The following is a 12,688-nucleotide window of genomic DNA, read 5'->3' as shown; positions in this document are numbered from 1 at the left end:
GCGCGCCGGATCGGGGACAATGGGCCGCATGAGCGAACCCTCCCCCTCCTCCTCCGCCCCGCACCGCGCGGGCTTCGCGTGCTTCGTCGGCCGCCCCAACGCGGGCAAGTCGACCCTGACCAACGCACTGGTGGGCCAGAAGGTCGCCATCACGTCCAACCGGCCGCAGACCACCCGGCACACCGTGCGCGGCATCGTGCACCGCGAGGACGCGCAGCTGATCCTGGTCGACACCCCCGGGCTGCACAAACCGCGCACCCTCCTCGGCGAGCGGCTCAACGACGTGGTCCGCGCCACCTGGGCCGAGGTCGACGTGATCGGCTTCTGCCTGCCCGCCGACCAGAAGATCGGCCCCGGCGACCGCTTCATCGCCAAGGAACTCGCCGGGATCAGGAAGACCCCGAAGATCGCGATCGTCACCAAGACCGACCTCGTCGAGGGCAAGGCGCTCGCCGAGCAGCTCATCGCGGTCGACCAGCTCGCGAAGGAACTCGGCTTCGAATGGGCCGAGATCATCCCGGTCTCCGCCGTCTCCGGCGCCCAGGTCGGCCTGCTCGCCGACCTCATCGTCCCCTTCCTCCCCGAGAGCCCGCCGCTCTACCCCGAGGGCGACCTGACCGACGAGCCCGAGCAGGTCATGGTGGCCGAGCTGATCCGGGAGGCCGCGCTCGAAGGCGTACGCGACGAGCTGCCGCACTCCATCGCCGTCGTGGTCGAGGAGATGCTGCCGCGCGAGGGCCGTCCCGCCGACAAGCCGATGCTCGACATCCACGCCAACCTGTTCATCGAGCGCCCCAGCCAGAAGGGGATCGTTATCGGCCCCAAGGGCCAGCGGCTGCGCGAGGTCGGCACCAAGTCCCGCAAGCACATCGAGGCGCTGCTCGGCACCCCCGTCTTCCTCGACCTGCACGTCAAGGTCGCCAAGGACTGGCAGCGCGACCCGAAGCAGCTCCGCCGCCTGGGGTTCTGAGCCCGGGGCCGCAGGCGGCCGGCAGCCGTGGGGGCGCCGCCCCGGCGCCGGGAACGCCGCGACGCGCCCCCGCGAGGGGAACGTGCACGGGTGCGCCGCGAGGGGTCCCCGGGAGGGGAACGCGCACGGGAACGCCGCGAGGGGCCGCGCCCCCGCGAGGGGAACGTCGTTCCTCCAGACTCCAGACGCGCGCCCGTCTTACGGGGACGTGCCCGCCCTGCCGGAGCGTCCGCCTACCGGGGCGTGCCCGCCTCCAAGGACGTGGCCACCGGGCGGAAACCGGTCCTGGCGTAGACCCGGGCCACGGCCTCGTCGTCGGCCGAGAGGAAGACGTGGCGCAGGCCCCTGGCGCGGGCCTCGGTCACGAGGACCGAGGTGACCGCGCGGGCCAGGCCCGCACGCCTCCCCTGCGGCAGCGTCGCGACGGCGACGACCTCGGCGGTGTCCTCGACCACGTTGAACTGCCCCGAGCACAGCGGCAGCCCCTCCTCCTCCCCGGCGACCGCGACGGCCTTCCCGCCGGCCCGTATCCGGGCGGCGGCCCCCTCGGCGCCCGGTCCGTCCGGGTGCCCGGCCAGCCACTCCCGCAGGGAGGCGAGCCCCTCGGGACCCCGGTCGGTGCCCGGGTGGCCGAAGCCGAGATGCGGGACGGCCAGGGCGGCCGGGAGCGCCGGGTCGTCCGGGCCGAGCAACCGCGCCCGCGGCTGCGGTCCGGGCACGGGCGCGGCCGGATCGAGGACCATCAGCGGGTGCTCCCGGACCTCCAGTCCGGTGGCCTCGACCGCGCTCCGCAGCCCCGGCGTGCTCTCGTCGACCCACTCGAAGCTCTCCGGGACCCGCAACTCCCGCTGCCGGGCCCGTACGCGCCGCACGTCCTCCTCGTTCGCCGCGCGCCCCGTCCAGCCGTACGTGGGCCGCGCGTAGAACCTCCAGTCCTCTTTGCCCAGCAGCGGATCACGGACGAACAGGGTCAGCGGCCCGAAGTCCTCGGCGCGGGCCACGAGACGAGGGACGGTGTCGTAGTACCTCTCCAGGACGGGGAAGAGGGCGGCGGCGCCCCCGGGAGAAAGGCCGGGAGAACCGGGAGAACCGGGAGAAGGGGAGGCGGCGGCGGGCCCGGACGGCCCGGCGGGCGCGGAGTGCGTGGGTTCGGCGGACGGCATGCGGCCCATCCAAGCGCTTCCGGGCGGCCGCCGCACCCGTACCAGGGCGGACCCCGAACCGCTGTCCGGCGACAGCCGGCCGGTGACGGCGGGCCGGGACCGCTCGCCGTCCAGTCCGGCCCCCCCGGAACTCACCCGCCGCACTCGTGGCGCGTCTTCGCGCCGCCGTCCGCGCCGCCGTCCTGTGTCCGCCGGCCCCGCCGTGCGAGCCGGCGTCCCAAGAGCGCGGCCGGCCTGATCGCCAGGTACACGCAGGAGAACACCACGCAGCGAGACGCCGCCCCGGAGGCCCACGCCCTGTCCGTCACCAGGGTCGTGACGGCGCCGGCCGCGATGCCCAGGACGACCGGCGCCCCTGCCCACACCCACCAACGCCTCATGGAAGGCGGATACCCCGCGGGCAGCCCTTGTCGCGTCCCTCCCCGCCCCAAGGGGCGGGACGGCCGCCCAGCCTCCCGGCCCGCTCCTTCAGGCCCCTTCCCGCAACACCCGCGCGAACAGATCGCGTTGGGCGTCGCTCAGGTGGGGGTCGGCGCAGTGGATCGTGCGGTCGCCCACCGTCAGGTCGTAGTGGAAGCCGTCCGGGACCCCGGAGGGGGCGGGGTCCCGGGCCCCGGCGTCGGCGAGGGCGTGCTCGGCGAGCTTGTGCCACTCCTCGGCGTCCGGCAGGTCCTCCGTGTCCACGCTGCCCTGTCGCCGCAGCCCGGCGAAGCCTCCCGTACGCGTCACCTGGATTCGCATGTACTGCCGCCTACCCGCTCGTCCTCGCCGGCTATCCACGCCGGACCCCTGTTCTCCGTCCCCGTCCGCCGCACGGGCCCCGTCCTCAGGACAGGTCGACGCCCACCTCCGACCACGCCTTGGTGACCGCCTCCTGCTCGTCGCGGCCGTCGGCGGCGGCCTTGGTGAGGCGGGCGAAGTCGGCGAACTCGGCACTGGCGGACAGCTCGCCGCCGGTCAGCACGTCGTACCAGATGCGCCCGGCGCGCTCCCAGGCGAAACCGCCGAGGCCCGTGGCGAGCAGGTAGAACGCGCGGTTGGGGATGCCCGAGTTGATGTGCACCCCGCCGTTGTCCTCCTGGGTGTCGACGTAGTCGTCCATCGAGCCGGGCTGCGGGTCCTTGCCGAGCACGTCGTCGTCGTACGCCGTGCCCGGGGCCTTCATGGAGCGCAGCGCCTGGCCCTCGACGCGCGGGGCGAGCAGGCCGTCACCGATCAGCCAGTCGGCGTCCTCGGCGCGCTGCTGCTTCGCGTGCTGCTTGATGAGGGAGCCGAAGACGTCCGAGATCGACTCGTTGAGCGCCCCGGACTGGCCCGAGTACTCCAGGTTCGCCGTGTACTGCGTGACGCCGTGCGTCAGTTCGTGGCCGATGACGTCCACGGGGAGGGTGAAGTCGAGGAAGATCTCCCCGTCCCCGTCCCCGAAGACCATCTGCTTGCCGTCCCAGAACGCGTTGTTGTACTCGCGGTCGTAGTGCACGCTCGCGTGCAGGGGCAGGCCCCGGCCGTCGATCGAGTTGCGCGCGTAGACCTGATGGAACAGGTCGAAGGTCGCGCCGAGCCCCGCGTACGCGCGGTTGACGCTCGCGTCCTTGCCGGGCTTCTCGCCCTCCGCGCGCACCTGGCGGCCCGGCAGCCGCGTGTGGTGCTGCGCGTCGTAGATCGTGCGGTCGGGCTTCGCCTCGGCGGCCGCCCTGGGGGCGGCGGCGGCCCGCACCGTGGCGAGCGCGGCCTCGTGGCGCACCTGCCGGCGCTGGTGGTCGCCGTCCAGCGTGCGGCGCGCGGGGCCGGACAGGGCCGGGTCCGCGTGGGAGGCGAGGTGGTTCAGCAGGTGGGGCGGGATGATCGAGCAGAACATGGGGCGGCCCTCCAGGTGTCGAGTCCGGTCGCTTGGTGTGACGTCCACGACACCCACCGTTACACCTGTCCTTCCTCCTGTCGCCACCTGTGATCGATATTCGTGCGATAGAGGGATAGGTCACCCGTGGATGTTTACCGAGGGCGAGAGCGGGTCCCGCATACTGATACACGGACACGCACAGCGCACGACTCGGCTAAGGTGCGGGACATCATGCGTTTCGGGCTGCTTCTTCTTAGCTGCCGCGGCGAGGGTCTGTAGTCGTAGGCCGACCCCCTCCCCGCGGAGTGAGGTGTTGCGGTTTTCCGCACCGTCGGCCGCCTCAGCGGACCCAAGAGGAGCCCCACGCAATGAGCACCAGCCAGCCTGTCGATCCCGGAACCTCCGCGCGCAGCCCCCTCAGCAACGCCACGCACCTCCAGCGCCCCTCCGGGATGCCGATCCACAAGTACGGGCAGTACGAGCAGGTCGACATCCCCGACCGCACGTGGCCCGGCAAGCGGATCACGAAGGCCCCCCGCTGGCTCTCCACGGACCTGCGCGACGGCAACCAGGCCCTGATCGACCCGATGTCCCCGGCCCGCAAGCGCGAGATGTTCGACCTGCTCGTACGCATGGGCTACAAGGAGATCGAGGTCGGCTTCCCCTCCTCCGGGCAGACCGACTTCGACTTCGTGCGCTCCATCGTCGAGGACCCCGAGGCGATCCCCGAGGACGTGACGATCTCCGTACTGACCCAGGCCCGCGAGGAACTGATCGAGCGGACCGTCGAGTCCCTGGTCGGCGCCCGCCGCGCCAACGTCCACCTGTACAACGCGACCGCGCCCGTGTTCCGCGAGGTCGTCTTCCGGGGCTCGCGCGAGGACGTCAAGCGCATCGCCGTCGACGGCACCCGGCACGTCGTGGAGTACGCCGGGAAGCTGCTCGGCGAGGAGACCGTCTTCGGCTACCAGTACTCGCCGGAGATCTTCACCGACACCGAGCTGGACTTCGCGCTGGAGGTCTGCGAGGCCGTCATGGACGTCTGGCAGCCCGGCCCGGGTCGCGAGATCATCCTCAACCTGCCCGCGACCGTGGAGCGTTCGGCGCCCTCGACCTACGCGGACCGCTTCGAGTGGATGTCCCGCAACCTCTCCCGCCGCGAGTACGTCGCCCTGTCCGCGCACCCGCACAACGACCGGGGCACCGCCGTCGCCGCCGCCGAACTGTCCGTCATGGCCGGCGCCGACCGCGTCGAGGGCTGCCTGTTCGGCCAGGGCGAGCGCACCGGCAACGTCGACCTCGTGACCCTCGGGATGAACCTGTTCTCGCAGGGCATCGACCCGCAGATCGACTTCTCGGACATCGACGAGATCCGTCGCACCGCCGAGTACTGCAACCAGATGGAGATCCACCCGCGCCACCCCTACGCGGGCGACCTCGTCTACACCGCCTTCTCCGGCTCCCACCAGGACGCCATCAAGAAGGGCTTCGAGGCGATGGGCGTACGCGCCCAGCAGGCCGGCAAGAGCGTCGACGAGATCGAGTGGGCCGTCCCGTACCTGCCGATCGACCCGAAGGACGTCGGCCGCTCCTACGAGGCCGTGATTCGCGTCAACTCCCAGTCCGGCAAGGGCGGGATCGCATACGTCCTGAAGAACGACCACAAGCTCGAACTGCCGCGCCGCATGCAGATCGAGTTCTCGAAGATCATCCAGGCCCGCACCGACGCGCAGGGCGGGGAGGTCACCCCGGCCGACATCTGGGCCGCCTTCCAGGACGAGTACCTGCCGAACCCGGACAACCCGTGGGGCCGCGTCCAGGTCAGGCACGGCCAGACCACGACCGACACCGACGGCGTCGACACACTGACGGTGGAAGCCGAGGTCGACGGCGCGGAGACGACCCTCGTCGGCTCGGGCAACGGTCCGATCTCGGCCTTCTTCCACGCCCTGACGGGCATCGGGATCGACGCCAGGCTGCTGGACTACCAGGAGCACACGATGAGCGAGGGCGCCTCCGCCGTCGCCGCCTCGTACATCGAGGTCGCCATCGGCGACAAGGTCCTGTGGGGTATCGGCATCGACGCCAACACGACGCGGGCCTCCCTGAAGGCCGTCGTCTCGGCCGTCAACCGCGCCACCCGCTGACGGCCGCCCGGCGCGGCGGGCGCGGGGCGCCGCCCCTCGCCGCGCCGGACGCCGGACCTCCTCGCAGTCGCCGCACCCCTGTTCGCCTCGCGGGCCCCGCCGGTTTCCGACCGGTGGGGCCCGCGTCGTATCCCGGCCATGTCTCGGCCGAGTAACACGTGGGTACTGACGACATCACGCGGATGTGGCTAACATCACGCCCATGCGGTTCCTCGCCCGGCTGGTTCGGGGGAGCGCCGCCCGCAGCCCCGGGCCGGCCGGGCCCGCCGTCCCGCACGGCGGCACCCGCCGGGCAGGGACGGGGGCGCGGAACGGGAAAGCGCAGCGCAAGGAAGCGCTGCCGCTGAAGGGAGGTGCCTCGTGGCACGAGCCGGAGGTCAGGGCCAGGACCACAGCGGCGACCGGGTTCAGGACGGGCGTACGGGGTACGGCCGCCGGGTTCACGGGGGAGGCGCCCGCGCCCTTCTGCGCTGGGCTGTTCGCACGGGCGCGCGAATCGCCCACGTACGCACGAGCTGGACGACCGTCGGCGACGGCGAGTTCTTCTGCCCCGACTGCGGCGGGGACCGCAACTACCTGCGCCGCACCGGGCGTCGCCGGCTCACCTTCCTCGGTGTCCCGGTCCTCGGGCGCGGCAGGACCGGCCCCGTCGTCGAATGCGGTTCCTGCGAGGGCCGGTTCGGCCCGGAGGTCCTCGACCACCCCACCACCCACCGGTTCGGCGCGCTGCTGCGCGACGCCGTGCACACCGTCGTCGTCGCCGTCCTCGCGGCGGGCGGCACGGCCTCCCGTACGACGATGGAGACGGCCGCCGCGACCGTGCGCGCCGCCGGGTTCGAGGACTGCGGCGAGGACCAGCTCTACATGCTGATGCGGGCCCTGTCGGAGGACCCCGGCTCGGCCGCCTGCCCCGACGACCCGGCCGAGGCGGAGACGGCGGCGCTCACGCTGGCCATAGAGCTGCACGAGTCCATCGACCCGCTCGCCCCGCACCTCGCCCCGGTCGGCCGCGAAACGATCCTGCTCCAGGGCGCCCGCGTGGCCCTCGCGGACGGCCCCTACACGGCGGCCGAACGCGACGCCCTCGAACTCGTCGGCACGGCACTGACCCTGGACGCCGACGAGGTGACACGGCTGCTGGAGGAGGCGCGGATGCCGTCCTGAACGGGCGGGCGCCCTGGCCCGTCGGCTGTCGCCCGTCCTGAGCCGCGGCCTCAGCCCTCCCGCTCCCACGGCCGCAGCTTCTCCGGGTTGCGGACCACCCAGATCCGGGTGACGCGGCCCTCCGCGACCTCGAAGGCGGCCACGGTCAGGACGGCGCCGGCCCGTCGCGCCACCAGTCCGGGCAGCCCGTTGACGGACCGCTCCAGGAGTTCGAGCCCCGGCGCCCGGTCGGCGACGGCGACCAAGTACCGGGCGACGGCGGCGCCGCCCTCGATCGGGTGCGGCGCGGCACCGGCCGCGCCGCCGCCGTCGGCGGTCATCACGGCGGCCGGGTCGAGGAGGCCGACGAGGGCCGCGATGTCCTTGGTCTCCCACGCCTCCTTGACCTGCCGCACGGCCTCGGCCTGCCCCGTCGCCGTCGCCGGCCTCCGCGCCTCGCGCACCCGGCGCCGCCCCGAGGCCGCGAGCTGCTTGCAGGCCGCGGGGGTCCGGCCGACGACGGCGGCGATCTCGGCGAAGGGGTACCGGAAGACGTCGTGCAGGACGAACGCCACCCGCTCGGCGGGCGTCATCGACTCCAGGACGACGAGGAAGGCCATGGTCACCGACTCGTCCAGGACCAACTGGTCGGCGGGGTCGCCCTCGTGGCCGCCGCCCCACTCGGCGCGGCCGGGCAGCGGATCGGGCAGCCACGCGCCGACGTAGCGCTCCCGCCGGGCCCGCGCCGAGCCGAGCAGGTCCAGGCAGATACGGCCGGTCACCGTCGTCAGCCAGGCGCCGGGGGAGGCGATCTCCTCCCGCCGCCGCGGCGGCAGCGCGTACCAGCGCGCGTACGCCTCCTGCACGGCGTCCTCGGCCTCGGCCAGTGAGCCGAGCAACCGGTAGCCGACGTTGATCAGTTGACGCCGTTCACCGGCCGTCCCGTCGGTGTCCTCCCCGGCCGCCTCCGCTGCCTCCATGCCGCTGTCCGCCCCCGTCGCCTTACCTTTCGGCGGCCCGTTTCGTCGGGCTGGTGAGACCTTACCGATCCACTGCCCGCACCGGGCGGAAAAGGGGACCGCGGCATGACCACCCAGGCGACGGCACCGCACCGCTTCTCGTTCCTCCAGGTCGCGATCGCCTTGCAGACCCTGACCGTCTTCGTCCAGGCGATCTCGGCCGGACTGCTGTTGACCTCGCACTACGGGGAGACGATCCACGGCGTCGGGGCCCGCGTCGTGTACGGCGCCTCGATGCTCTACGTGCTCGCCGCCGTCCTCGCGTGGAAGCCGGGCGGCGGCTCGCCCCGGCCGATAGGGCACGCGACCGGCTTCCTCGTCCTCGCCTCGGTCCAGGTCGTGCTCGGCATCGCGCACGTGCCCTCGGTCCATCTCCCGCTGGGCGTGCTGATGTTCGGGCTGAGCCTGGTGGCGCTGGTGCGGCGGCGCTGACGTCCGGTGGGCGGGCGAATGACGGCGGGCGGACGGCTGTACCGCCGGAGGACGGGTGACGCGTCCTCATGAACCGTCCACCATTCAGCGGGGGTTCGGCCGGCCGCCGCCGCCCGGGGCGTCGCGGGGCGGGAAGCGGCTGGACGACCGCACGATGATGCTCGTCTCTCAGGCCGCCGCCCCCAGCGCCAGCACCGAGGTCTGGCTCCCGAAGGCGAACGACAGGGACACCGCGAGATCGAACGAGGTGTCGCGGGCGCCCTCCGCCACGTGGTCGTGGTCGCACTCCGGGTCGGGCGTCGTCAGGTTGATGGTCGGCGCCAGCCGCTGGTGGTGCAGCATCAGAGCGGTGGAGGCCGCGTTGATGATCCCGGCCAGGCCGAAGGTGTGCCCGTAGATCGGCTTGTTGGAGCTGATCGGGGGCAGCGCCCCGGGGCCGCGGCCGGGGTACAGCGCACGCAGGGCCCGGCTCTCGGCGAGGTCGTTGTAGCGGGTCGCGGTCCCGTGGGCGCAGAAGTAGCCCACCTCGTCCGGGCGGCGCCCGGCCTCCTCCAGGGCCTCGACCACCAGACCGGCGGTGACCTTGCCGGTCAGGTCCATGGTGGTGGGGTGCTCGGCCTCGTTCATCGAGGCGTGGGCGAGGACACGGGCGTACACCCGGGCCCCGCGCCGCAGGGCGGTCGACTCCCGCTCCAGGCACAGCACCACGGAGCCCTCGCCGAGGGCGAACCCCTCCCGGTCGGCGCTGTAGGGGCGCACCGCGCGGGACGGGTCCGCGGACTCCGTGGAGAGCACACCGTCGCCCAGCGCCCGGTAGCAGTGCGCCACCTCGGGCAGGATGGGGAACTCGTGGCCGCCGACCAGGACGGCGTCGCTGCTACCCGCCCGCAGCTCCCGCAGGGCCAGGCCGATCGCCTGGTGGCCGCCGACGCAGGCGTTGCTGACGGTCGTGACGAGGCCCTTCGCCCCGGTGTGGATGGCGGCCAGGCTGGCCGGGGTGCCGGGCAGCCCGCGGAACATGGCGCCCTTGTCGTCGTACGCCGTCGGGTCCTCGCCGCGCAGCACCGGTTGCCACCAGGAGAGCGGGCCGCGCGACGAGGAGAAGATCACGCTGAGCCGCCGGGGATCGACGTCCCCCTGGCCGAGTCCCGCGTCGTCGCGGGCCTGAACGAGCGCGGACAGCGCGATCAGGATCTCCCGGCTGTACTTGCGGGCGTGGGAGGGGTCGAGGCCCGGCAGGCGGGCGGCGTGGTCGAAGTCGCGTATCTCGGCCGCCGCGTGCACGGGCACCCCCTCGGCGGGACCGTCGAACCGGGTGAGGGCCCCGATCTGGGACCGCCCGCCCGATACATGCCGCCAGAATTCCGCGGCCGATCCGGTGCCGGGCAGCAGGGTGCCTATCCCGGTGACGACGACGGGGTCGTCGGCAGGTCGGTCAGTCATCGTCGAGAACTCCTTGCCGCGCGGGATCGTCGCGTGTCTCCCGCACCGGGCCGGCGGGGGTGGGGCGTCCGTAGGTGAGGGCCGCGACGGTGACGGCGACGGCCGCGAGGACGAAGGCGGGCACGGCGGTCGATCCGGGGCCCCAGGTGTTGACGAGGAGGCCGCCGAGCACGCCGCCGAGGGCGATGCCCAGGTACAGGGCGGAGCTGTTGAGCGCCACGGTGAAGGGGCCGCTCGCCTCGCTGAGCGAAAGCAGCCGGTGCTGCTGGGGCACGAGGTACATCCACCCCGTGGCACCCCAGACGAACAACGCGACGCCCGCCCCGGTCAGGGACCCGGACCACAGCGGCAGCAGGGCCAGGTCCACCGCCATGCCGCCGACGGCGAGCAGGAGCACCGCCCGGTTGCCCAGCCGGTCGGTGGCGATCCCGGCGAGGGCGTTGCCCGCGACGGCGCCGACGCCGAAGACGAACAGCAGCACCGACAGCGCCCGCCCACCGTGGGTGGCGTCCTGGAGCACCGGGCCGATGTACGTGTAGACCACGTGCTCGGAGGTGACGGCGAGCAGGGTGACCGACAGGGTGATCAGGACGGCCGGATCGCGCAGGCCCGAGAGCCGTTCGGCCAGCGGGTGCCTGCCCGCGGGCGCCAGCCTCGGCAGCGCCGCGCTCCCCAGCAGCGCGACCGCGCCCAGCGCGGCGACCGCCCACAGCGTGGCCCGCCAGCCCGCCACGCCGCCGATCCAGGTGCCGATCGGCACCCCCAGCGCGGTGGCCACGGTCAGGCCGCCGATGACGATGCCCAGAGCCCGGCCCCTGCGCTCCTCGGGGACCAGGGACGCGGCGGCGGCGGAAGCCTGCGGCGTGTACGAGGCGGCGCCGAGCGCGGCGACGAACCGGCCCGCCGCGACCCATCCGTAGGAGTCGCCGAGTGCGGAGACCACGTTGCCGACGACGAACGTGCCCAGCCCGCAGGCCAGTACGGTCCGGCGGGACAGCGAGCCGGTGACCGAGGCGCTGACCGGGGCGAACAGCGCGTACGTCAGGGAGAACACGGTGATCAGCTGACCGGCGGCACCGGGGGAGACACGGAGGTCGTGCGCGATCTCCGGCAGCACACCGGCGATCACGAACGCGTCCGTGCCGATGGCGAAGGCGCCCACCGCGAGCAGCCAGAGCACAGGTGGGGTGGCGTTTTTCACGAGAATCCTTGAGATCTTGGGTGCGGTTTCGGCCGTCGCCCCGGCACGAGAACGGTTTCGGAACGCGTGCCGGGGCGACGGCCTCCGGCCGGTGCGATCAGCGGCTGCGGGGAAGACCGGCCGCCGACCACACGGCGTCGAGCGCCTCGACGAACGCCTCGACGTCCTCGGCCGTGTGACGGGAGGTGGGCGTGACGCGCAGCCGCTCGGTGCCCTCGGGCACGGTCGGCGCGTTCACCGGCTGGACGTATATGCCGTGGTCGCCCAGGAGCAGCGCGCTGACCTCCTTGTTGCGGTGCGGATCGCCGACGAGCACCGGGACCACGTGGCTGTCGCGCGAGATGACCGGGATGCCCCGCGCGGCCAGCCCCTCCTTCAGTTCCGACGCACGCGCCCGCAGCAGGTCCCGCTGCGTGGAGTCGTGGCGGACCAGACGCAGCGCGGACAGCGCGCCGGCCACCAGCGGCGCCGGGGCGGACGTGCTGAAGACGAACGGGGCCGCGAAGGTCCGCACGCTGTCGATGACGGAGGCGGGCCCGGCGATGTAGCCGCCGGCCCCGCCGAGCCCCTTGCCGAAACCGCCCTGGAAGACGGTGATCCGGTCACGGACGCCCTGCTCCTCCGCGTAGCCGGAGCCCTCCTCGCCGTAGATGCCGACCGAGTGGATCTCGTCCAGGTAGGTCAGGGCGCCCAACTCCTCGGCGAGGTCCACGATCTCCCGGACCGGGGAGAAGTCGCCCTCCATGGAGTACAGGGACTCGAAGGCGACGAGCTTGGGCGCGTCCGGGTCGGTCTCCTCCAGCAGCTTGCGCAGGTGACCCGTGTCGTTGTGGCGGAAGATCCTCTTCTGCGCGCCGCTGTTGCGGACGCCCTGGATGATCGACGCGTGGTTCAGCTCGTCGGAGAAGATCACCAGCCCCGGTATGCGCCGGCCCAGCACCGTCAGGGTGGCGTCGTTGGCCGCGAAGCCGGTACTGAAAAGCAGCGCCCGCTCCTTGCGGTAGAGCGAGGCGAGTTCGCCCTCCAGGTCCTCGTGGAAGGTGCTGGTGCCCGAGATGCTGCGCGCGCCGCCGGTGCCCAGGCCCACACCGCGCACCGTGTCGGCGACCGCGTCGACGACCGTCGGGTGGTGGCTCAGCGAGAGGTAGTCGTTGGAGCACCAGACGGTGATCTCGCGCGGGCCGTCCCCGGCGTGGAGCACGGCCCGTGGGGCTGTCTCGGCGCGGCGCTCCAGATTCAGGTACGTCCGGTAGCGCCCCTGCTCCTTGGCCGACGCGACGTCCCGGGCGAGGTGTGACAGAGCCTGCATGCGTGGTGTCTCCGTTTCTGG

The 12,688-nt window shown here is 73.1% G+C and carries 11 protein-coding genes; 4 read left to right on the top strand and 7 right to left on the bottom strand.

Going from position 1 to position 12,688, the window contains the following annotated elements; all coding sequences use genetic code 11:
• Positions 1 to 19: 19 nt before the first annotated feature.
• Positions 20 to 970 (top strand): GTPase Era, encoded by a 951-nt coding sequence (gene era / locus ACFYMP_RS15250; RefSeq protein WP_388856361.1) that lies wholly within the window; start codon positions 20 to 22, stop codon positions 968 to 970.
• Positions 971 to 1,203: 233 nt separating this feature from the next.
• Here the strand turns inward: era and ACFYMP_RS15245 are convergent, their stop codons facing one another.
• From ACFYMP_RS15245 to ACFYMP_RS15235, 3 genes are all read right to left on the bottom strand, one after another.
• Positions 1,204 to 2,133, bottom strand: coding sequence for a GNAT family N-acetyltransferase (locus tag ACFYMP_RS15245; RefSeq protein WP_388856358.1), 930 nt, complete (start codon positions 2,131 to 2,133; stop codon positions 1,204 to 1,206).
• Positions 2,134 to 2,601: 468 nt separating this feature from the next.
• Entirely contained in the window at positions 2,602 to 2,874 is a 273-nt protein-coding gene (locus ACFYMP_RS15240; RefSeq protein ID WP_388856355.1) for a protealysin inhibitor emfourin, read from the bottom strand.
• An 85-nt stretch (positions 2,875 to 2,959) separates the two neighbouring features.
• Complete coding sequence (locus ACFYMP_RS15235; RefSeq protein ID WP_388856740.1) at positions 2,960 to 3,991, bottom strand: M4 family metallopeptidase; 1,032 nt, start codon at positions 3,989 to 3,991, stop codon at positions 2,960 to 2,962.
• A gap of 350 nt (positions 3,992 to 4,341) precedes the next feature.
• On the opposite strand from ACFYMP_RS15235, the gene leuA reads away from it, so the two are divergent.
• Together leuA and ACFYMP_RS15225 are read left to right on the top strand one after the other, a co-directional pair.
• Entirely contained in the window at positions 4,342 to 6,120 is a 1,779-nt protein-coding gene (gene leuA, locus ACFYMP_RS15230) for a 2-isopropylmalate synthase (RefSeq protein WP_388856352.1), read from the top strand.
• 465 nt (positions 6,121 to 6,585) lie between these two features.
• A complete protein-coding gene (locus tag ACFYMP_RS15225; protein WP_388856737.1) occupies positions 6,586 to 7,284 on the top strand; it encodes a TerB family tellurite resistance protein in 699 nt (232 codons plus the stop codon).
• A 50-nt stretch (positions 7,285 to 7,334) separates the two neighbouring features.
• Here the strand turns inward: ACFYMP_RS15225 and sigJ are convergent, their stop codons facing one another.
• Positions 7,335 to 8,243 carry an RNA polymerase sigma factor SigJ gene (gene sigJ, locus ACFYMP_RS15220; protein WP_388856349.1) on the bottom strand — a complete coding sequence of 303 codons (909 nt, stop codon included), beginning with the start codon at positions 8,241 to 8,243 and terminating at the stop codon, positions 7,335 to 7,337.
• Positions 8,244 to 8,348: 105 nt separating this feature from the next.
• On the opposite strand from sigJ, the gene ACFYMP_RS15215 reads away from it, so the two are divergent.
• Positions 8,349 to 8,714 (top strand): hypothetical protein, encoded by a 366-nt coding sequence (locus ACFYMP_RS15215; protein WP_388856346.1) that lies wholly within the window; start codon positions 8,349 to 8,351, stop codon positions 8,712 to 8,714.
• Between the two features lie 168 nt (positions 8,715 to 8,882).
• On the opposite strand, the gene ACFYMP_RS15210 is transcribed toward ACFYMP_RS15215, so the two are convergent.
• The 3 genes from ACFYMP_RS15210 to hemA all read right to left on the bottom strand — a co-directional run bounded on the left by ACFYMP_RS15210 (position 8,883) and on the right by hemA (position 12,667).
• A complete protein-coding gene (locus ACFYMP_RS15210) occupies positions 8,883 to 10,157 on the bottom strand; it encodes a beta-ketoacyl-[acyl-carrier-protein] synthase family protein (RefSeq protein ID WP_388856343.1) in 1,275 nt (424 codons plus the stop codon).
• The gene (locus ACFYMP_RS15205) at positions 10,150 to 11,358 is read right to left on the bottom strand and encodes an MFS transporter (protein WP_388856340.1); all 1,209 of its coding nucleotides are present in this window, start codon (positions 11,356 to 11,358) and stop codon (positions 10,150 to 10,152) included. Before ACFYMP_RS15205 ends, ACFYMP_RS15210 begins: the two co-directional genes overlap by 8 nt.
• Before the next feature lie 97 nt (positions 11,359 to 11,455).
• Entirely contained in the window at positions 11,456 to 12,667 is a 1,212-nt protein-coding gene (gene hemA / locus ACFYMP_RS15200) for a 5-aminolevulinate synthase (protein WP_388856337.1), read from the bottom strand.
• Positions 12,668 to 12,688: the final 21 nt, after the last annotated feature.

Origin of the sequence: Streptomyces sp. NPDC007088, assembly GCF_042869355.1 — a bacterium.
GTDB lineage: Bacteria > Actinomycetota > Actinomycetes > Streptomycetales > Streptomycetaceae > Streptomyces.
Note: the sequence above shows the minus strand (reverse complement) of the source record. Positions and strands in the feature narration are given on the sequence as shown.